General features: G+C 36.3%; 18 protein-coding genes. 4 read left to right on the forward strand and 14 right to left on the reverse strand.

The window, feature by feature from the left end:
* The first annotated feature begins 41 nt into the window (after positions 1–41).
* Entirely contained in the window at positions 42–2,951 is a 2,910-nt protein-coding gene (locus QNI15_RS20580) for a DEAD/DEAH box helicase (RefSeq protein WP_314033276.1), read from the forward strand.
* 102 nt (positions 2,952–3,053) lie between these two features.
* Here QNI15_RS20580 and QNI15_RS20585 read toward each other — a convergent pair whose 3' ends face one another.
* From QNI15_RS20585 to QNI15_RS20600, 4 genes are all read right to left on the reverse strand, one after another.
* The gene (locus QNI15_RS20585; RefSeq protein ID WP_314033277.1) at positions 3,054–3,359 is read right to left on the reverse strand and encodes a hypothetical protein; all 306 of its coding nucleotides are present in this window, start codon (positions 3,357–3,359) and stop codon (positions 3,054–3,056) included.
* Between the two features lie 386 nt (positions 3,360–3,745).
* Positions 3,746–4,321 carry a hypothetical protein gene (locus tag QNI15_RS20590; RefSeq protein WP_314033278.1) on the reverse strand — a complete coding sequence of 192 codons (576 nt, stop codon included), beginning with the start codon at positions 4,319–4,321 and terminating at the stop codon, positions 3,746–3,748.
* Positions 4,314–4,595 (reverse strand): hypothetical protein, encoded by a 282-nt coding sequence (locus QNI15_RS20595; RefSeq protein ID WP_314033279.1) that lies wholly within the window; start codon positions 4,593–4,595, stop codon positions 4,314–4,316. The genes QNI15_RS20590 and QNI15_RS20595 overlap by 8 nt, the downstream gene beginning before the upstream one ends.
* Before the next feature lie 88 nt (positions 4,596–4,683).
* A complete protein-coding gene (locus QNI15_RS20600; protein ID WP_314033280.1) occupies positions 4,684–5,238 on the reverse strand; it encodes a tyrosine-type recombinase/integrase in 555 nt (184 codons plus the stop codon).
* 878 nt (positions 5,239–6,116) lie between these two features.
* Between QNI15_RS20600 and QNI15_RS20605 the strand changes: the two genes are divergently transcribed.
* Positions 6,117–6,521: a hypothetical protein gene (locus QNI15_RS20605; protein WP_314033281.1), complete on the forward strand. Its 405-nt coding sequence runs from the start codon at positions 6,117–6,119 to the stop codon at positions 6,519–6,521.
* Positions 6,522–6,596: 75 nt separating this feature from the next.
* On the opposite strand, the gene QNI15_RS20610 is transcribed toward QNI15_RS20605, so the two are convergent.
* The 3 genes from QNI15_RS20610 to QNI15_RS20620 all read right to left on the reverse strand — a co-directional run bounded on the left by QNI15_RS20610 (position 6,597) and on the right by QNI15_RS20620 (position 10,781).
* A complete protein-coding gene (locus QNI15_RS20610) occupies positions 6,597–9,215 on the reverse strand; it encodes a toprim domain-containing protein (protein WP_314033282.1) in 2,619 nt (872 codons plus the stop codon).
* 291 nt (positions 9,216–9,506) lie between these two features.
* Positions 9,507–9,812, reverse strand: coding sequence for a hypothetical protein (locus QNI15_RS20615; RefSeq protein WP_314033283.1), 306 nt, complete (start codon positions 9,810–9,812; stop codon positions 9,507–9,509).
* A gap of 108 nt (positions 9,813–9,920) precedes the next feature.
* On the reverse strand, positions 9,921–10,781 hold the full coding sequence (locus QNI15_RS20620) for a hypothetical protein (RefSeq protein WP_314033284.1): 861 nt from the start codon (positions 10,779–10,781) through the stop codon (positions 9,921–9,923).
* A gap of 135 nt (positions 10,782–10,916) precedes the next feature.
* Between QNI15_RS20620 and QNI15_RS20625 the strand changes: the two genes are divergently transcribed.
* A complete protein-coding gene (locus tag QNI15_RS20625; RefSeq protein ID WP_314033285.1) occupies positions 10,917–11,624 on the forward strand; it encodes a M23 family metallopeptidase in 708 nt (235 codons plus the stop codon).
* 385 nt (positions 11,625–12,009) lie between these two features.
* Here QNI15_RS20625 and QNI15_RS20630 read toward each other — a convergent pair whose 3' ends face one another.
* The 5 genes from QNI15_RS20630 to QNI15_RS20650 all read right to left on the reverse strand — a co-directional run bounded on the left by QNI15_RS20630 (position 12,010) and on the right by QNI15_RS20650 (position 17,792).
* Complete coding sequence (locus QNI15_RS20630; protein ID WP_314033286.1) at positions 12,010–12,423, reverse strand: hypothetical protein; 414 nt, start codon at positions 12,421–12,423, stop codon at positions 12,010–12,012.
* Positions 12,424–12,427: 4 nt separating this feature from the next.
* Positions 12,428–12,946 carry a hypothetical protein gene (locus QNI15_RS20635; RefSeq protein WP_314033287.1) on the reverse strand — a complete coding sequence of 173 codons (519 nt, stop codon included), beginning with the start codon at positions 12,944–12,946 and terminating at the stop codon, positions 12,428–12,430.
* Between the two features lie 199 nt (positions 12,947–13,145).
* Positions 13,146–15,218 (reverse strand): DNA topoisomerase, encoded by a 2,073-nt coding sequence (locus QNI15_RS20640; protein ID WP_314033288.1) that lies wholly within the window; start codon positions 15,216–15,218, stop codon positions 13,146–13,148.
* Positions 15,119–15,508 (reverse strand): toprim domain-containing protein, encoded by a 390-nt coding sequence (locus QNI15_RS20645; RefSeq protein WP_314033289.1) that lies wholly within the window; start codon positions 15,506–15,508, stop codon positions 15,119–15,121. The genes QNI15_RS20640 and QNI15_RS20645 overlap by 100 nt, the downstream gene beginning before the upstream one ends.
* 157 nt (positions 15,509–15,665) lie before the next feature.
* Positions 15,666–17,792, reverse strand: coding sequence for a type IV secretory system conjugative DNA transfer family protein (locus QNI15_RS20650; RefSeq protein WP_314033290.1), 2,127 nt, complete (start codon positions 17,790–17,792; stop codon positions 15,666–15,668).
* A 429-nt stretch (positions 17,793–18,221) separates the two neighbouring features.
* On the opposite strand from QNI15_RS20650, the gene QNI15_RS20655 reads away from it, so the two are divergent.
* Positions 18,222–18,878, forward strand: a complete 657-nt coding sequence (locus tag QNI15_RS20655; protein ID WP_314033291.1) for a hypothetical protein — start codon at positions 18,222–18,224, stop codon at positions 18,876–18,878.
* Between the two features lie 294 nt (positions 18,879–19,172).
* On the opposite strand, the gene QNI15_RS20660 is transcribed toward QNI15_RS20655, so the two are convergent.
* Positions 19,173–19,679, reverse strand: coding sequence for a hypothetical protein (locus QNI15_RS20660; RefSeq protein ID WP_314033292.1), 507 nt, complete (start codon positions 19,677–19,679; stop codon positions 19,173–19,175).
* Positions 19,680–19,798: 119 nt separating this feature from the next.
* Positions 19,799–20,599, reverse strand: coding sequence for a ParA family protein (locus tag QNI15_RS20665; protein ID WP_314033293.1), 801 nt, complete (start codon positions 20,597–20,599; stop codon positions 19,799–19,801).
* Positions 20,600–20,923 lie beyond the last annotated feature (324 nt).

Below are 20,923 nucleotides of genomic sequence, written 5' to 3' on the forward strand. Positions count from 1 at the left end.
CTTTGATTAAGACGATTTTAGTGTAATACTCTAAATTTTAAATGAGTTACTTCTCCGACTCCTATCCCCATTTAAGATATCCAAAATCAGCTGAAGGTCAAGAGGGGCTGAGAAAAAGCCAGTTAGGTGCTTTAAATGCAATTGGGGCTCATTTTTCGTTACATCAACGGCCAGCCGTTGTTGTTTTACCAACCGGTGCAGGTAAAACAGCGGTACTTATGCTGACGCCTTACATACTGGAAGCGGAGCGGGCACTCGTAATCACACCCAGCCGCTTCGTGCGTGAGCAAATAAAACTCGATTATGCCTTCTTAAAAACGCTCAAACTTGCACAGACTTTACCCCAAGACTTTGAGACGCCCTCCGTATATGAAAATACAGGGATGATCCTTGCTCCAGAGACTTGGGAAGCACTGAGACAGTATGATGTAGTGGTATCTACTCCAAATAGTGCCAGTCCCGCCCAACGAGATATACCAGAACCTCCTGATGATTTATTTGACCTGATATTGATTGATGAGGCACATCACAGTCCAGCTCCTACCTGGAATGCGTTGATCGAAGCATTTCCTAAAGCTAAAATTGTTTTATTTACAGCTACTCCTTTTCGTCGGGATGGAAGAGAGATTAAAGGAAAATACATCTATACCTACCCCATACAACGTGCTTTTGAAGATGGGATCTATGGAGAAATGCAATATGTTCCAGTTGATGTAGAAGAAAATGAAAGTCCGGATGTAGCTCTGGCGAAAAAAACCGATCAAGTGTTTAAGAAAGATTGTGAGGATGGGTTCTCGCATATTGTCATGGTACGTGCCAGTACACGTAAACAAGCCAATAAATTGGCCGAGATTTACCAACAAAATACCCAATTACGTCTTGAAGTAGTTCATAGTGGTATGGGGCAACGATTTACTGGAAAGGTGGTTGCTAAGTTAAGAAAGGGAGATCTAGATGGGGTTATATGTGTCAATATGCTTGGTGAAGGATTTGATTTACCAAGATTGAAAATAGCTGCTCTTCATGCTCCCCACCGATCTTTGTCAGTTACTTTACAATTCTTAGGACGGTTTGCACGGGTTAACGAGGATAGACTAGGCGATGCAAAAATTATTGCTGTTCAGAGAGAAATTGAAGCAGATCTGGAAACTGTTTTCCAGGCAAATGATGCTTGGAGTCGCATGGTACGTACTATGGGTCAGGATCGAATCAGCCGTGAAATGGATACACGGGAATTTCTGGATGATTTCGAGGTTAATACTTCCATCAATGATGAATCCACTCTGGAAGATTTATCATTGTATGGATTTAACCTATTCAATCACGTTAAAATATACCACCTTCATGGTACAATAGATCTGCATAAAGTGCCTGAGCTCAAGGGGTTTATTGTTGAAAGAATTTGGGTTAACAATGCACAAGCAACAGTCGCTTTCATTGCTCGTCAGGAAATATTACCCAAATGGGCTAACGCTGGTGTTTTGAGTAGTGTGGAACATCATATGTTTGTTATTTATCATGATGCCCAGGCTGGCCTTCTTTTTATGTGCGCTACTTGTCGGGAAGATATGATCTATAAACAACTGGCAGATACTTTTGTGGATGGACATGTTTCAGGCTTATCACTAAGTCGTGTGAATCGAATCCTACGTAGTTTTAGCTCCTTAGAGTTATTCAATGTAGGCATGCGAAATCGGGCTAGTGGAACAGTAGCTGCTTCATATCGGCAAATAGCTGGCTCTGCAGCCCATTATGCTATTGATAAAAGTGATGGCACGCTTTATCACAGAGGGCATGTATTTGGTCGAGGTCACACATTGCGTGGTCAAACAACGATTGGATTGAGTAGCCTTTCAAAAGTGTGGCGGTTGGAGTCCTGCAAACTGCCTCAGTTAATAGAATGGTGCCGAAACCTATCCCGTGATATTGAAAATTCCGCTCCATTTACAACGGGTATTCCCATTGATCACTTGGATGCAGGTATTGAAATAACAGAACTTCCTGAAACTGCATTGCTGGGAGCTGGATGGCAAGATTCGTTTTATGTTAAAACGCCTACTTTACTTTTGCCTGGAATGGACGAACCCATAAGTATTTTGGAAGTTGATTTAGTAACAAGTCAAACAGCTACAACTTATCAAATACTTCTGAAGACTGCTGATCAACAAACTCAACTTAGATTCGAATTAACGCCTTTTCCATCTGTCAACTATGTTGATGACAGCCAGCCCCGGTGGCTAGTAGAGAAAGGAGGTCGTCAGTATGATTTAATCAAGTATCTATCTGAGTATCCTTTTCGGTTTTATTTAGCAGATGGATCACTCTTGGAAGGCTGTCAGTTATTTAAAGCACCTGAAGAGACTCTTTCTGCCTTTGATAGTGCTGAATTAATGGAGGCGGTAGATTGGCAATTGAGCCAAGTTGATCCTAGAAAAGAGTTTGGTGCCTGCGCTCCACCTTTGCGTTCGGTTCATGATTGGTTAGCCGAAAGATTGGAGAACCAAAACCCTGAAATTATTTTTTATGATCACCGTCCTGGAGAATGTGCTGATTATCTTATCGTGGAACTAGATGCCCAAGGCTCTATATTGGTGAGTTTGTATCATTGCAAAAAAGCAGGAGGTGATCCTTCCGGTGAACGCGATGAAGATCTTTTTGATGTCTGCGGGCAAGTTGCCAAATCGGCTCGATGGCGAAATAAAAAATCACTACTTAAACAGGTAAAAGACAGGTATAAAACGGGATCGATTTTTCTGAAAGGGGATACAAAAACGTTTATTGATCTGATGGAATCTGTACCTCATTACGAGATTCCCCTGCAAATCTATATTGTTCAACCAGGTCTGTCAATTAGTATGCTATCCGCTAAATCTTCCAATCTTTTGGCAACTACCAGTCAAGGGTTGGTTGCTAATGGATGCAGGAAATTAAAAGTCATTTGTGTAGCCTAATTTGCTTGAAGATTTAAGATCTAAAAAAGTATGTCATATATACTTAAAATCCAGGCAATCGCGAACTTTCATTAGGTATATGTTGTAGCCATTCCTCTTTATTCATTTTGCGTAAATCTGTGATATCTTTCCATTGTGTGTCTTTACTGATAAAGTTGATAACTTCTTTGATCTGAATTGTAGTACGCCCATTTTTAGTAAGTCTTCCTTTAAATCTGAATCATTGATTTTTTTATAGGGTGTTTCATAATAAATAGAGCCTGGATAAAATTCTCCATTCTTTTCATCTGTGCCATAATCTGATTTTCTTTCTAAATATTCACCAACTATATAATCCAAAGCATGTTCCCTTAACTCGAAAATATGTGGCATTAATTGTCTCCCTACCAATTTAATAAAGATAATCATAACAGATTTTTATAAGAAGTCATCAGAAAACGTTAGAACTGTATCTTGATTAGGATCTAGACTGTTTTCTTGTGAACCCTTTATAGGGGAGCCTATAATTATTCTGGTAATTCAGATCTGCCTATATTGAATGCTACACAGTTTCAAGATAAGGTTTTAAGTGCGATCATCCATAAAATTAGAACAAGAGATATCAGATGCAATAAAGCCGGATATTCGTACACTGATCACAAATATTGATAAAGCAATTTTACATGATCATGCAACTGACACAGCTAAGGTTGATGCATTTGAAGATTTTAAACAGTTGAATCAGCACTGGATTAATTTGTTTCCTAGAATACTGAACCCAAGAACAATATAAATATGATTAATATATAAGGAGCCTATTTAGCATAAAATGCTCTTACATAATTTATTTTCTTTTGCTCATCAAAATGTATTTCTACTATTTCATCCTTGCAATTTTGGCTATTGTAACATTGACGCCCTTTTATAATTGCTTTTTCAGACGAAAGATTAGTCAATACTTGAATAGGCTCGGTAATAATAAATTTATCGTCAGGAAAGTGAGACCAGTATCTTTTATCACTATCGGTTATCTTTTCTTTGGGGACATTTTTTAAGTTTTTAAAGTAACTTTTGACTGTATCAGACAGAAAACTTTCTATAGAGTCGGCTTGATGCTTAGATCTGAAATATAAGATATTATTAATGATTGAAATTATAGTATCTTTTCTGGATGCAATGCTTGCTGTAGAGTCCTGAATATTAGTGATAATCGAATCTTTTTTTGTAATTACATTATGTTGGATTTCAATCTTTTTGCTTTGAAATAATATTATACACAAAAAAAGAGAAAGAGAGCATAGAACCAAAGTAATTCCAGTGATTCTTAACTTAGACGAGCTGCTTGCCAATTTGTCTAATACTTCGGATTCGTTAGGTATTTTTCTAGGCATGTTCTTTGATATGTTGTAGAAGAATGTCAATGCAATCTCGCCACATTCTTAACAGTTGGGATGTTGTATAACTTATTGCTCCCCCTGAACCAACCATTCCAGCAACATATCCTAAGTTTTTCGCAGACATTGAATTTTCAATGATGAATAAAACTATACAAATAAGTAATAGCAAGAATGATACGGTAGACACTACAAGATAGGCATATCTTTCTGGTTTAAACTGCTTCAGCATAAACTCTATTGTATCCTTGATAGATGCATGATCAGTCATATGATTATGTGGTTAAATAGTAGTGTGTTGTTTACTCATTGTAATATAGGTATTTAACTATGTAAGCTGCAATACCTCATTTGAGGTATTATTCAGAAAATTTCCTCCGTAATCTGATCTTTTCTTCCTGAGAAGGTTTGGTATAACGAAAAATCTCCTTAATAAAAATATTTCTACTCATCTCCTGAGCGGTATGAATGCCATGCTTATCGGCTACTTTTTTCAGAAAGGAATGGCGCAGCATATGTGGAGACAACCAAATTTCATCTCCATTGCTGTTGGCCTGGTTACAGATCCGCTGGGTAAGGCGGTAAATGTCTGTACGGTGAATCCGGTTTCCGTATCGAGTTATGAATAATGGATCATTGTTTTTAACCTCTCCTTCTCTTTCTTCTAGATACTTGTCCAACCAATCTTTGGCTTCTGAAGACAAGGATACTTTTTTGGTGATCTTATTGCCTTTCCGTTTGATATTATGGAATCCTCGGCTGTGATACTGATCCATATTAAGCGCTGCCAATTCGCTTTCACGCAGACCGGTATATAGCAAGTAATAAAAGACGGCGGTTTCCATTAGCGCGTTCTGATCGGCACGGTTGCAGATAGCCATGCGTTGTTCACAGGCAATCTGCAACCGGTTCATTTCACGGAGAGTAAGTCCATTCTAGGTTGGTTCCTCGGTTGCAATGTCTTTTACCCCTTTGAAAGGATTTTCTATTTTGAAAGGGTGTTGGCTATCAACCCATTTGGCAAAGTGACGCAGTGTCGCTAAAATACGGTTGATGGAGGTAGCTGCTAGTGGATGCTCCCCCTCCCAGCGTTGGTCGGAAGATATTTCTTCCGACTTTTTTATTTTTTGGTTACTAGCTACAATAGTAGCTAAATGGTATTAACTTGTTTATTTACAGCAGTCTAATCAATGTAAGGCTTTATTTTGTATCTGTATGTCAACCTTTAAAGACCACAAAGTATCAGTCAGTGAGTTAATAAGTTTTATCCCCGAAGCGTTATTATCTCACCTTTCCACCACGACCAAAGTTGATCATTATGCCAAGATCATTATGCCAAAGTCTTGCATGGCAAGAAAATGTTTTATCTTCTGCTGTACTCGATTTTAGACAATGACAGGCTTAGTCAACGAAGCTTAGAAGATACCTTCAATTACTCAGGCTTTAAAGCTATTTTCAATCTGGACCCCTCCGAAACGGTGAGAAGAAGCTCGCTCTCAGACCGATTATCAACCATTGACCCTATCTATTTCAAAGAATAGGTATGTAGATTATCTAAATATATAGCTTTTTTACGCCATAAATTATGGGAATATGACACATACATTCTCTTCGAATGAGTTACTTTTTACAATAATTATTATCAAATAATACCTATAACTGGGTTTTCTTCTTATGGTATAATTAATGAGACAGAAAAGGCAGGTTTTATTACAAGACGTTTAAAAAAGATAACTAGAGGTAAATCTTATTTTATCTTCTGTTTACTTAGCACATTTAATTATCTATTTTTATGGCTCAAATCTTAAGATTAAATCAATCTGTTACCAGGCCAGCAATTCAAGGTAGTATGTCCAATACTAAAATCAATAAACACAATAAGTTTTTAAAACAATGGGATGCTACACAACCTCCCCAAACGCTTGATATTTTACTTAAAACTCTACTCAGTGATGCTTCCCAGGCAGTGAATGAAGAAATAACCTTAAATCGCTTCCTTGCTATCTGTACTATCAATAAAGTCACATGGCATCGAAGAATGAGTGATCCAAAGAAATTTACCATGGAGGAAATTGAACTTGTAGCTAACGCTCTGAATCAACTTTCACAATTAACTACTAATCCCAGAACATTTACATCCGTTATGGTTTTTGAGTCAATTAAAACTCAATATGAAGCAGGACAAGAAATCAAATAAAAAAGGATCAATCATTAATTGACCCTTTTCATATACCACTAACCATTACAACAAACTTTATTTGATTTTCTGAGTTTACATCCTCATTCTTTGCCCAGACTTAGGTTGTTTTAGAGGTTGATTTTGATTTATTACCTTTTCAACCTTCTCTTCAGACTTAATTGTCTCTTCCTGCTTTTTCTTTTCCTGCGTTGCCGGAATGGAACTTTGCTTACCAGTAAGGACTTGACTTTTTTCAGATGAGGGAGGCTGATTGACTTGCGCAGCCTTTTTCATTGTATCCGATTTTGTAATATCAGCCGAGGACATAATTCCCTTTTTAGTAAGGTCCACTTTTGTCGTTTCTGCAATTGTTGATGTTTCTTTCTTAGACACATCTTTTGTAAGATCAGAAGTTTGTTTAGAAACATCCACTTTAGAGCTTTCTACTACAGATCGCTGGGAAGTAGATTGTTCAACCGAACGAGATTTTTCAATCCGAGTTTCCTCTACCCGTGGCAGACTGCCTGGGACACCGCCAAATAGAGCATCGAATGCATTGTTAAAATAGCCTGATACCTGTTGTAAAAGGTTTTTAGACTGAATTTTTACCGTAGAGGGTAATTCTCCCAAATCGTAGCTGATTTTTCTGCCTTCTTTTTTGGACACTTGTAAATCTTCATTAAAGTCCTTCGCTTGTGGCTTAACTACCTTCATTACCTGCTGCTCTCCAGCTCCTTCATTTATTATTTTCTCCATTGATTTCTGAGCAGCCTGCAAAAAACGGTCATTCTTAGGAAATGCAATAGTTACTTCAGTACCCGCTTCTGGTGATCCATTTAAAAATGTAACGCGCGCGGGTGGTTGTTGCCCCTTTGGTGTATGACGGTTTATTGAGTCGGTAATAGATAAGGCAATCTTCTCCATTTCTTTCGGATCTTTGGCTCCAAAGAGCTTTAGATTGTATTCCCCTGCAGCTGTATTATTGCCATCCTGAACTTTATTATCAATAGATTTAGGTGAAGTTTCATGAATCCTTGCGATGAACTGGTTTTGTGAAGAAGGATGATGAATCGCCCCCATTAAATTGATATTAAACTTAGTTCCTGCTTTTTCATTGTCGTTGCCTAGTATTACCTGTGATGGCTCGACCCGCTGCACAATCTGATTAATGTAAGCAAGCTGTTTATCAGATGGTTGTCCACCTGTGCTTATATACATTCTTGATTCTCCTTGTTTTGGCGGTGAAATCTGATGAAAAGACATTGCATCAATTGGATTCTCAGTAATCATTAAGCGATCCACCTTTAGTGGGTTTAAAGCTGCCGTTAACTGAGTAAGGGCCTTACCTGAAACTTCTACCTTATTATAGGGTAGATCTTTACCTGCTTTAGACAGATCATTAAAGTAAAACTGAAAATGTCCAGGCTTATCCGCTACCGCAATCAGTGATCCTTCAGTTCCTTTTGGCAGAACTATACTTTTGTCCCCTACCGGAATCTTAATATCCCTCCCCAGTGTTAATGGTGGATTAGATAACCAGATCGCATCTTTTCTTTCGCCTTCGGACTGTCCTTTAAAATTTTGATTTCGAATGATCATCGAATTAATTCCATGATCATTTCTCATAGGAAATGCTGTATTGTCGATGTTAACCTGTTTTTGATCTTTGGAGCTCCAGCCCAATGAATTTAAGACCTGTTTAAAAAATTCAGGTCTGAAAATCGTACTCAGAGATAATGATCGTGATTGCAGGTATTCAGGTTTATTGAGAGAATTTTTTAATCCATAATTTTCCTTTAATAGTTCCCCCTGCATTTGTGTTGCTTTTTTTTCATCAATAGGTGGAGTAGCAGTTTCGACCGTTTTACGCAATTGATTACCCTGCACTTGACCAAATGACTGTACAGGGGCCAGACCATTGAAATGATCTTTTATGTAAGCATTGACTTTCTTTCGATCATATTCATGATGCCAGTTTAGAACATCAATAGCATCCCCTTTCTTACCATTGGTATGATCAATAAAAAAAGACTTTGTAGTTGGATTAGGATAAACTGTTATTTTTTCATCACCTCGCTCATAGGTTTGGCTTTTGGAAGACCCGAAAAGGCCTTTTGCAGGAATGTGTTTGTATCCAAGATCCTGTAAAAGCCTGTGTGGATCCATTGTCTTTGCTGCTTGTTTCCAATCAACAGCCTGAACAGTTGAAACTTGCTTCTCATTTGTTGTATTCAGGCCAGGATATGCTCTTTCCAACATCAGCAGATCTGTCTTTTGGTTAGTATGGTTTGATTTCTGAATGCTTTTATGAAGGTCTTTTTCATTTAAAACAGGTACTGGAACCTCACCTGCATTAAGAACTTTTCTGTTTGAGAAAATCTGATTAAAGTTATCCGCACTAAGTCCTGCGACACCTGTTAAAAGCTCAACACTTTTATGTCCTCTCCCAATTTTTGTCAAAGGGACATCAGAGTTTTCAGTGGTAAATGCCTTTTCATCTACATTCAATTTTCTTCTGACACTTGCGAAGGCATCTTCCACTTTTTTGAAGTTTTCAGGGGTAGGTTTAACCCAGAGCTGTATATTATTGAAATATCGTCCATCTACATATTTGCGAAGAGCATAATCGCCAACAGCCATGTATTCAACTCCAAATTTATTGAACAATGCTGTGACCTTTTCTTGCTCGGGACTACTCAGTTTTTGTATCATACCTTTGCTTTAAAAACATGTTAGATAAAGTGTCTAAAAACCATGAGAGGGAAATGTTAATCCTGGTATAATCGTGTTGGTATACAGTGTGCTGATATAACAGCACAATCTATGTTACATGGTTTCCTAGTTGCATAGTTTCCTATCACTCCCCTCTTATGCTGTATATACCTATTAGATATACCTATTAGATATACCTATTAGATATGCCTATTAGATATGCCTATTAGATAGCTGGATTGGCTTTATGCGATTCTGCTATGCGCTATGCAACTGTGCTATGCAACTGTGCTATGCGATTGTGCTATGCCATTCCGGCTGACCGTTATCTCCTTCAACTAGAATATGTTTTGAAATGGCATTTATTTCTTCCTTCGTAAAATTGACATCTTGCCATGTATCTGTATTTTCCCAATCCTCCCCTATTTCATGATCATGGGTTAGTCGAATTATACACTCCCGCTCGTGTACAGGCATACTTTGCCAGGAGGGAAAATCAGTAATTACTTGTTCTACAATAGGGGTTGCATCTTCTAAATACAGAATATCTATTTCTCTTAAATCTGATACTTGAGAATCAGTTGTTGGTAAGTCCATATCTTTTAGAAAAGTTAAGTAACTGTTTTGCTAATGGATAATGAGATTGAAGAATAAGATCATCTCTAGAGATTACTCTGAAGGTTTTACCTTATCTGGGTTCTACTTTTAATCTAGTTCAGAAATAAGATGAGGATAGTTTTTCATGGCATATTCAGGAATGAAACAGGTATATACAGGTGTATAAATGGCTAGCTGCACAGGAAAGTATCTATCCATTAATTGTCTGAAAGTCTGTTTCTGCTGCTCATTCCAATCGGCTACTGTTTCAATCTCTTCTATTTTTGATGGATGAAAGGCAATCAGCTCCATTATCTTATCAAATAAAGTACGATGGAGCGACAATTCAGATGTTAGTTCTTTCCAGAGTTGATCTTGCTTATCCTCAAACCAGTTTGATGTGATAGAGTGTGTCACCCTCTTTTTCATCATAAAAACATCACAGGCATCAAGTGCATCTTTCTGTTTGTCACTTAAAGGGTAGGATACTTTTCTTGGTAGAAATGGTACTACTTCCAGACTGATTAACTGATTATGATCGATTGTTGGTTGGATGATTGTTATCATTTTAATATCTGTCCCTGCTAGCTCTATCTCAGCTTTTACTGGAACTAACTTGGAAAGCATGTTTATTTTACCATTTTCGACCAATTCACTGATTGATAGTCCTAATGATTGCAGTGTCATTAATCCACCTGCCTCGAATAAAAGAATCATTTGCCTTATTTGTTGATCATCAAATAAGACATCAATCTGATCAATTTCTGTGTACTCGTTTATTTCTGCTCCTGGATCACTTCCAATGTCGAAAAGATCCTCACCATTAGTTAAGGTTACTCCCTCTTCTTCATTTAGAAAATGGATGTCAAACTCATTTTCATTAGACAGAGCAGTATCTAAGGGTAGAGCAGTATCAGAGGGTAGAGCAGCCTTAAATTCTGCAAATTGATTGTTTTCTGTTTTTTCCATAGATAAGCGATTGAAAAGTAGTTGTGTTTAGACTACTTTTAGTTTATAATTGTAGTTGTTGTTCAACTACTTTAACTAAGTAAAGATAGTCGTTTTACGACTACTTTGTCAAGGAAAATTAATTTTAATGTATATATGTCTACAAGTCAGTATATTCAGATAAAAGCGGCCATCCTGTTGGCCGCTATAAATATCTTAGTATTAGTATTACCTGTATTAGCTCAGGAATCACTAGCTCAGGAATCACTAGCTCAGGAATCACTAGCTCAAAAGTCAATTGAATCAAATGAAAACGCAGCTAGTGTTAGATCGGATCAGATTGAGAAATTAAGACTAATTATCTGGAAAAGATGGGCATCGGTCACTGACAGCGTTTTTTTTAAGGAGTATAAAATTACATCTGATAATTGGTTAAGAAAACATGTTCCTTCCATACCACCCATCAGGCCAGAAGAGGGTAAAGCAAAGTTAACCTCTTCTTTTGGATGGAGAAAGCATCCAATATTAGGTAAAGAAAAGTTCCACAATGGTATTGATCTGGCAGCAGCCCCAGGCCAGGCAGTGTATTCTACTGCTCAGGGAATAATTGAAAAGGTTGGTTATGACCCAATTATTGGAAACTACATAACACTAAATCATACTGGTCTTTTTAAGACGATTTATGGTCATCTTTCTGCTACTTTAGTTAAGGCTGGAAAATGGGTAGACAGGGATCAGTTAATAGGTCTTGTTGGAAATACTGGCAGATCTACCGGATATCATCTTCATTATATTGTAAAGAAAAATAATATTGCAGTAAATGCTGATCCATACCTTTTTTTAAGATATGGAGTAGGCTATTAATAAATGAGATGGTATAGAAAGTTAGATAGAAAGCTTGTAATGCAATACAATGATATGCAAGACAAGTCTTATCGCAAATCTGGCAACTCAAAGACATGAGACGAACTTTAAGCAAGGGTTATTAATCTTGTATATTGAGTCATTGGTCGAAGATGTTTGAAGTCTGATAAAATATTACTCGCATTATTAATACACTTGTGGGATAGATAAATTATTAGTTCCAACGGAGCAATATGTGCAAGCACAATAGTAGAAAAATAAACATCTAATTTTAGCCCAACACTACATAGGCACCTATACGTTTTTTCTACAATGGAAGAAGAAGAATGGAATGGGATAGCTCTTTCACACTATGATAGATAGATCCAAAAGGTTGGATTTTAAACTATTGTATGTTTACTCTACGGCTTTGAAAGTATATTTTTAATGCTTCTAATCGTTGTAATGAGAGGTTATAATCCTCTTGCCTTGTTATTTTCCAAGATTCATAATTTATTGGGAGACCTTTATATCTGGCGTTGTTACAACTAGTATTTAGCGAGTTATACTTTGCCCATATATGTTGAGGCATAATATCTCTCCTTTTACGTTGGTTATCTTTATAAAAGCTACGAATTTCTTCGTGTGATTCAACAGTAAGACCATTATAGTTTACAAATAAAAATGCCTTCATCCAATGAAGGGCTATATAGAAGATGACAGTTGTCTTCCAATCAAAAAAATCATTTGGGAATTGTTTTTCTAGAGACACAAGAAATCGCTGGTTTTCTTGTGCTTGACGCAAATAATCATCCTGCATTATCCTAGTCTGTTAAGGATAATTCTTGAGAACTATTAGAAAGGAAATCTTCAAAAAGTTCTATTCTTACATACTCTAAGTGGATTGTAATCCGATCATTAAACTTATACTGAAGATCATCAGCAAAAAAAGACAAAGACTCTTCAATATCACTGTTGCGTTGCTGAAGTCCAATAAGATATGAAATTTGTGTGTCTTTTTTTTCTAAGCGTGCTATTCTTATTATCTGATCACTGTAAATTTTAAAATATTGGAGAATTTCCATTTCTACATCATCTACAGATAACTTAGGAAAAAAAATAAGCTCTCCCTGAAATGGTGTGTAAGCGGATGCATAATAAGAAGATTGTTGTGGACTAGTCATAAATGGCTGTTGACTAGAAAGAAAATGCTCATAATTCTGGAAATGAAGATGTGCATTGGGTATAGCAAGCATCAATGAATTATACACAACATGAGAATCCTGATGCTTCAAAGCATCAATATGTAGTCTTAATGTTCTATGTCTATCTAATGTTGCCATTTTCTTTTCTAAAAGAAGCGTAATCCTAAAAACGGATTCTACTTGCAATATAAACACTAAAAATATGCCAAACAATTCCAAATCGGTAGATAAAGTTACAATATGGTTATTCCGTTAGATAATTTGGGAAAGATGTACCTGTTCTGCTTTTGACAATTTTTAACAATCTCACCCAAAGTTTACAGTTTTCAGAGTACCTCTAATTGGAACCCTTATTCTTCTTTTTCCAGCATATCGCTTTCTTGCATTGCTCTTCTGTCCATTCCTTGGCAGTTTCTTCGCTTACTGTTTTAGGTAAAGATGCTGACAACTTTCCATCTGTAACATAAAGTCCATACACACTTTTTATTATCTTATATTTCTTTCCAATCACTGCTATCTGATTTTTTCCTTTTAAGGAAGCTTTGTCCTTTGCTTCCTGCCTCGGTTTTTCTATAACCAATATAGCATCAGCAATTGTTAAGTGACTGATAGCATTTTTTAATGTTTGGCTACTATTGACTTTGTTATTACTAGCCGCTGCTTCAGCAGTTGATAAATTGTAAAACTTATCTTTATGTAAAATGTAAATACCACTTTTCCCTATACCGGCTACGATTGGCTTTCCTTCATAGGAGCCCAAAGTGAGTTGCTTATTTTCTCTTTTCAAATGAATTGCCTGTATTGCCTGCTCAAGTGAAACTTGGTCAGGATTTGTTGTCTGAATGGAATACGATATACCGTTGTGTTTAAGATAATAACTGAACTTTCCATTCCCTATAAATATGGGTTCCCCTTCATACATTCCTATTTCTCTCATTTGTTCTTTTTCAACATCGGTATAAGTCTGATCTACTTTTTCTAACCATGCAGTAAGTTGTTTATCAAATGCAGTTACTATCTGTTTAAAATTTTTTTTTCCTTCAGCAATTTCATCAAGCAACTGCTCACACTCACAGGTAAAGTTATAGTTGACTATACCAGGAAAACTTAACTCAAGAAAGTTACTTAGCTTGGTTCCGACTTGTGTCGGTATTAGCTTTTTTTTATCAGCACCAATTGACTCTCTTTTTTCTGAACGAAGTATTGATCCATTTTCGAGTGTTAAGCAGATTGCTTTAACACTATGACCTAACGAATCACCAGTTTTTACATAGTTTTTTGAAAGTATTGTATTTAAAATCGACGCATAGGTTGAGGGTCTGCCAATTTGCTTTTTTTCCAACTCGGCAACTAAACTTGCTTGATCAAACCTTTTAGGAGGTTTAACGTAGTTCTGGTTTGCTTCCATTTTATTTAATTCCAGGCTCTGTCCTACTATGACAGGTTGAATGGTATTCTCTTGCTGTTCCTCTTCTTCTTCCTCCTGATATACCTTCAGATATCCATCAAAGGTGTTTATACGAGCTGAACTGTAAAAAAGATCATTAGGTACATTGGAAGAAATGATAATAGTTGTTTCATCAAATTTTGCTGCTTTCATCTGTGAGGCTAGTGCTCTGCGATAAATTAAATCATATATATTTTTTTCATCATCTGTATCCCCTGCCGTCGACTTTTCCCAATGTGTTGGCCTGATTGCTTCATGTGCTTCCTGTGAACCAGCTTTACTTTTGAAATTTCTCTGTTGGAAATAAGGGAGGCCATACTGGCTTGAGATTTGATTTTTGGCTTCTTGTATAGCACTATCTGACAAATTTAAGCTGTCTGTCCGCATATATGTTATATGCCCAGCTTCAAAAAGCTTTTGAGCTAAATCCATAACCTTTTTAACATCAAGCTTCAGTTTTTTCACCCCATCCTGTTGCAGTGTAGAAGTAGAGTAAGGAGGTTGGGGATTTTTCTCAATGGGTTTAGTAGAAACATCTGATATAGAAAAAATCTTATCTGAGCTGCTTTGTAAATAACTTAAAGCATTAATTTCTACCTCAAATTGCTCCTTTTTCTTTGCTTTGAGTAAATCTGATTTACCTGATTCTGATTTGTTAGCATGAAAAAAAGCACTAATTTGAAAAGTAGACTTGTCGATGAAACCTAAAATGTTTTTTTCTCTCTCAACACAAAGCTTTAAAGCTACTGATTGTACTCGTCCTGCTGAAAGCCCTGATTCGAGTTTTTTCCATAGCACCGGACTGATCTGATAGCCTACCAGACGATCAATAGCTCTCCTGCTTTCCTGAGCTAATACCAGATTTAAATCAATGACTCGGGGAGAAGAAATAGCCTGTTTAATTTCACTTTCTGTAATTTCCTGAAAAGTAACTCTTTTTGTATTCTTATAGTCAAGTCCCAATGCCTGGCAGATATGGAAACTAATGGCCTCCCTTCCCTATCCGGATCAGTGGCTAACCAGATATTCTCTTTACCTACCTGCCTTACCTTTCGCTTCAAGCTTTCTACCACCTGCTTTTTATCCTCATTAATCTGATAAAGCATTTTGTATCCATCAATTTTGTCAATGGCTAAGCCTTTTGCTGGCAGATCCCGGATATGTCCAACAGAGGCAGCTACCTCCCATTCTGTACCCAGAATGGCTTTGATTTTTTTGATTTTATTAGGTGATTCAACGATAAGTAAGTTCATAACTGAAAGGATTTAACTGAATTTACAGCAATTGATTTGTCATGCAGGTCTAAATTAGCCCTGAGTAAAGTGGAAAGAATTGTAGTGACCTTTTATGTTTAGGTTCACTTATGTGTAGGTTTACTTTATGGAAATAGAATAATGGTATGGAGACCTATTAAATTGCAAAAGCTGTTCTTAGATCTGGAGGTAATCTTTCTATTTCTTCTTCAACGAGTTGAGCAATTTCTTTTTTAATTTTCTGAAGGTTCTCAAAAAGAAATTTAGATTTAAACTCCTCTAACGGTGTATCTTTTTCCTGTGGAATGCTGTTTTTAAGCTGCTCAAAATCATAAATGATTGGAACCTGAGGTAAGCTGTTCTTACTTGGATTTACCAGTAGTTTTGCATGAAACATTTTTATTGGCATTTCAAGTCCCCGTTCATCAGCAACAGAACCAACAAATGTACCCTGGCTTAATGAGGATATCTTGCTTGCAGGAATTAATTCCTGCATTTGCTCTGATTCATTGATTGTCGTGTCATTTTTACTATGGGTGACAGAAACCTTTTTCTGATTCGTTTTTCCAAACTGCTTACTAAGCTGTTCTGCATTTGTTCCACGTAATTGCCCTGAAAAGATTGTCCCAACCATGTTCTGAATTACTGCTGCAGGTTTTTGACCATAATCCCTCACTAATTGGGAAAAGTCCTGAATACCCATGTAGGTGGCTATCAGATTCGATCTCCCCGTAGCTATTAACTGATCCAATCCTTTCAGATACATGGTCGGCAACTCATCAATGAATAGTGCACATTTTCTTTTACCCTTCTGATTTATAAGTGGTAACATTTGTGAGGTATACAGCGATAAGGCTGCTCCGTAAATATTTTGTCGTTTAGGGTTATTTCCCAAACAGACAATTTTAGGGTCTTTAGGATTATTGATGTCCAGTGTAAAATCATTCCCTGTCATTACCCAATATAAAGTGGGAGATCCCAAACGGGCAATTCCATTGCGAGCGGTGGCAATCTGTCCATCAAGTTGTTCAAGAGTGCCGTTTGCTAATGCATCTGCAAACATGCGGGAGTAATTTTCTACCTCCGGGTAATTTAAAAGAATTGGGAATACCTTTTTGTAGGAGGTGTTAGCAAACTCAATCACATGGGGAAATGTACATACACTCGCTGGAGGTGTTGGCTTTGGCTTAGAGTTATTAGCTTCCTGATTCCATTTTTTAAGTTCCTGCTCATATTTTTTTCGCCTGCGATCATCTATTCGTTTCAGTACCCAAATGTTAGCAGTCATAAAGTTTATGGCAGAGTCTGCAAAGAAATCCCCTTGTTTTTCAATCCATGTCCTGTTGATATTAAACATTAATGTCTGGGCTAATTCAAATGCATCCAGTACATCCGTCATCTTTTCTGGCGCGAGGGGATTGCAGCGATGGCTCCTTTCAATATCATCAAAGTTTATTATATAAACCCTTGGGTCAAGCTCATACGTATTGTATTTGTTGTTAACCTCTTTACTTGTCATCAACGCTCCCAGAGCTGCCCGAGTCATATCTGGAAATTTAATGTCATATACCAGTGCACAAAATCCCTTGACTATATGTTGCTCTAATGCAGGTATGAGAACTGAAAATGTTTTTCCCGAACCCTGTATCCCTGCTACCATTACCGCTCTGAATGGATTAACTACATTGATCCATCCATTCCTTACTTTTTTATTATGCCTGTACTCGGTTGGTATGTTCACTGAGAATTCACTTTCCAATAGCCTTTCCTCTTGTGGAAATGTTTCTTTTTCATCATTAAATAAATCCTCACCCATAGGGTTTTTAAATAGTCTGCTGTATTGAGTTGCCCCTTTTGCTAACACCATTTGTGCTATAAAATGAACTGTTGTATACAGCATCACCCATAATCCCTTTTTAAATAATTCTGGTTTGAACCATAATAAACATGCACATGCCATTAATGTCATTAGGCCAAGTATGATTGTATTCCTTACTTGTTCTGCTGTTATTGTTGTACTCTTTACACCTTTTGTCCCCAGTCCATAAAATGTCAACCCAATGATTAGAATGGCAAGTATATACCATGGATTAAAAAGCCAAGCTACATTACCCATCATGAAGTACCACGTTTTATATAGCGGTTCTGCAAATTGTGTTGGTAACCTTTCCTTTATAAACGGAAATCCTAGTACATAATAGTGCATCATGGCTACTATCACCGTTACCAACAGATACCAGTACTGTTGCTTTATGAGAGATTCTCTTTCCTGATTTGTTAACATAAATAAATCAATTTTGCTGAGTTAAAAGTAGTCGTAATTAAACTACTTTTCAAAGGTAGTTTAATTACGACTACTTTTGCAAGAAAAAGTCTACTTTATCAAAGTGACTACTTTATTGAATTACAGTGTAATAGGAATAAATAGTTAATAGTATAATTTCAGCTTTAAATACATAATTATTTGCAGTTGATATCCTGTAAATAGTAATATATAACAGAAATAATAGCATATCACTTCAATAGTAATTGCAACTAAGTAGAATAAGGTTGGACTTTTATCAATTCTGATTCGCGATCAATCCTGATCGCGAATCAGAATATTTATGGAATGATTTCAAGTAAATTCAATCTACATAAAGTAACAAAAAAGATTTACCTTTACTTGGCTGTTAAGTAAAATTGTGAGGTTGTTACAGCGTCTGAATTGACTTTGAAATACTTTAAGTATAATAAATTTTTAACTACTATTGTAAGTGTTGGAATGAAACCCCAATTCTATATACATATAATAACTGTTTTCAAATCCATTGATAAGATTATTTTATTCATTGGTTTATTGGCATGTATTTTTATTTCCTGCTCAAAGGAGTTAGAGAGGCCGAATTATTATATGAGGGCGCAGATTAATGATATGGATTGGAGTGCGGATCGGAATTATGGCGTAGCACAATTAGATTATGATTATACAGCCAATGCACATTACTTATCGATATGGTCACAAACAGAAAATCCATTAATTGACGGGATAAGATATCAGATCAGTATTTCAGTTAATCTCCCAGTAGCAAAGGGAGTGTATTTCTTTAACAATAATGGATCTATAATGGCGGCTAATGGGGGTGTTTCCGGTGCTGTTAATGGATGGAAGAGGAATGGCACTGAAGATTATTTTATAGGCCATAGCATAAACGGACATATTGATATTACAAGTCTATCAAAGGATAATGTTGGTGGCAAATTTGAATTTGTTGCAGTTATACCAAAATCTAGTAGCCTTGGTGGAAATGACTCAATAGTTATAAAAAATGGTGAATTCCTTGTGCCGATTAATCTAGTTTCAGGCAAAGCGTGGGAAGGACCAAAATAACTAACTCATCTTTTCTTTTTTAATTCGCACATTCTAAGCCCATCCTGAATTTTTAACTATTGGTCAACCTCTCTCATCATCTGATATAAGTCCATAGCTTTTGGTTTTACTTGTTAAGTACCATTTTCAAAAAATGGTTGATAAGAGTTATCTTATATTTAACATTCCATAGCAATGATCCTTTACGCTATGGAATATTGAATATAATTAGTAATGTTTCGATTCTAATGGTTTGCCAGAAAAGTTACTTTCCAATAAGTACTTTTAGCTTCAAAACATTTTTGTAAAGTTTTGTTACTCGAAATTATAGGGTTTGTTTTTGAAATATGTTTCAAAAATATGATCCAAAAAGTCTGAATCTGTCCGAAATTTCTCTTCCAGACGTCCTTGTTGAACAAGAGCGTGGTATTTTTTATTTACATTCAGCGTAAACCGTTTTCGTTCTGGCCGTTTGGGTCTGCCTCCCCTACCCTTCTCTTCTTCCTGTTGGACAATAATGGGAACTTCAATATTTTTTGCCTTTACTGTTTGAGTGGGTTTGTCTTTTTTCTCCGTGATGAAAGCAGTGTTGCTCTTTTGCTGAATTTTAGTTTCCTGAGCGTTTACCTTCTGTTTTTGCGATGATATAGACTCTTCTGGTTGGATATCTGTTTTTGCCACCTCTTTTCCACGTTGCCCCTCCCCTGCTTGTTCATCTGCTGATTGTAGTTCTACAGGTGGAACATTGGTTTTGGGTGAGTCGTGTAAATAGTCCAGTGCAGAGACTGTCAATGCTCTTTGTTTTTTTTGGTCTTTGCTCATTGTATTAGCTATGTTTTAAAACCATTTTCTTTTATTGGCTGTTTATATTAAATATGTGTGATAGAGTATGAGTGTTGCTTCATATCTATTTACATAATTAGTATATTCCTAAGGAATTCTTACAAGTCTGCCAGAGAATGCTGCTGAAGTTCAATTTCTTCTGCTAGTTTAAGATAGTCCTTTGCTCCTGTAGAATCTGGATCATAATCAAATATTGCCTGTTTGGCATTTGCTGCCTCATCAAGTGCTTTATTGGTCCGGATACTTGTTTGAAATACTTTTACCTGTTGGGCTGTGGCCTCACGGATTGATTTTCCCAAAAGCGTTCTGTCATGTGTAGAGGAATTGGTAAAGAGAACTCCCGCCAGTTCGAGTGAAGGATTCATCCTGCGTTTTATCTTTTCAATTGTATTCTGCATTTTTCCGAGTGCCTCATAACTATACGTAGCTGCTAACATAGGAATAATGTATTTATCGGCTGCTACCAATGCATTTGTTGTCATAATCCCAAGTGATGGCGGACAATCCAGAATGATGTAATCATACTCTTCCTTTATTTCCTGTAATGCATACTTGAGAAGTGAATCTGATCCCTGCTCCTTGATAATATCTGATTCGCGGGAAACTAGTTCATAGGCTGCAGGGATAATATCCATACCGAGCTTGGACTGTACTACTTCTGAAAATGAAAACATTTCCAACAACCATCGTCCTACATTGTTTTCTAGTAATGGATTGATTCCACAGGTAGTGGTCAGATTACATTGTGCATCCAGATCTATTAATAATACTTTCTTTCCTTGTTTGACAAATGCCGCTCCCAGACTAAAGGCAGTAGTTGTTTTTCCTGTTCCTCCTTTGTGAATACTTATGGCTATGATCATTTGTTTATTGTTTTTATGAAAAATATGAATATTCACAAAAATATGTTTTTTATGTTTAGTATACAATAGTAATAGTTTACATATTTTATTGTAAATGCATATTTTATGAAAATGATGATAAATATTATTTTATCGTATTTTATTATTTGTGTGATCTTGATGTATTGTGAGAATTTTATTAATTGATAATACTTTATGCTTAGATAATACTAAGAATAAAGTATGTAAAGTATGTAAAGTATGTAAAGTATGTAAAGTATGTAAAGTATGTAAAGTATGTAAAGTATGACTTAATTGTATTTTATTAATTGTGTGATTTTTATGAATTATTAATAAATTATGAATATTGCATCTGTTAGT

The organism is Xanthocytophaga flava (assembly GCF_030068545.1).
GTDB classification, from domain to species: domain Bacteria; phylum Bacteroidota; class Bacteroidia; order Cytophagales; family 172606-1; genus Xanthocytophaga; species Xanthocytophaga flava.

Bases quoted from the DNA above. Each gene is read 5' to 3' on its own strand.
- QNI15_RS20580 (WP_314033276.1), top strand. From the start codon at position 42: ATGAGTTACTTCTCCGACTCCTATCCCCATTTAAGATATCCAAAATCA.
- QNI15_RS20585 (WP_314033277.1), bottom strand. From the start codon at position 3,359: ATGATTATCTTTATTAAATTGGTAGGGAGACAATTAATGCCACATATT.
- QNI15_RS20590 (WP_314033278.1), bottom strand. From the start codon at position 4,321: ATGCCTAGAAAAATACCTAACGAATCCGAAGTATTAGACAAATTGGCA.
- QNI15_RS20595 (WP_314033279.1), bottom strand. From the start codon at position 4,595: ATGACTGATCATGCATCTATCAAGGATACAATAGAGTTTATGCTGAAG.
- QNI15_RS20600 (WP_314033280.1), bottom strand. From the start codon at position 5,238: ATGAACCGGTTGCAGATTGCCTGTGAACAACGCATGGCTATCTGCAAC.
- QNI15_RS20605 (WP_314033281.1), top strand. From the start codon at position 6,117: ATGGCTCAAATCTTAAGATTAAATCAATCTGTTACCAGGCCAGCAATT.
- QNI15_RS20610 (WP_314033282.1), bottom strand. From the start codon at position 9,215: ATGATACAAAAACTGAGTAGTCCCGAGCAAGAAAAGGTCACAGCATTG.
- QNI15_RS20615 (WP_314033283.1), bottom strand. From the start codon at position 9,812: ATGGACTTACCAACAACTGATTCTCAAGTATCAGATTTAAGAGAAATA.
- QNI15_RS20620 (WP_314033284.1), bottom strand. From the start codon at position 10,781: ATGGAAAAAACAGAAAACAATCAATTTGCAGAATTTAAGGCTGCTCTA.
- QNI15_RS20625 (WP_314033285.1), top strand. From the start codon at position 10,917: ATGTCTACAAGTCAGTATATTCAGATAAAAGCGGCCATCCTGTTGGCC.
- QNI15_RS20630 (WP_314033286.1), bottom strand. From the start codon at position 12,423: ATGCAGGATGATTATTTGCGTCAAGCACAAGAAAACCAGCGATTTCTT.
- QNI15_RS20635 (WP_314033287.1), bottom strand. From the start codon at position 12,946: ATGGCAACATTAGATAGACATAGAACATTAAGACTACATATTGATGCT.
- QNI15_RS20645 (WP_314033289.1), bottom strand. From the start codon at position 15,508: ATGAACTTACTTATCGTTGAATCACCTAATAAAATCAAAAAAATCAAA.
- QNI15_RS20650 (WP_314033290.1), bottom strand. From the start codon at position 17,792: ATGTTAACAAATCAGGAAAGAGAATCTCTCATAAAGCAACAGTACTGG.
- QNI15_RS20660 (WP_314033292.1), bottom strand. From the start codon at position 19,679: ATGAGCAAAGACCAAAAAAAACAAAGAGCATTGACAGTCTCTGCACTG.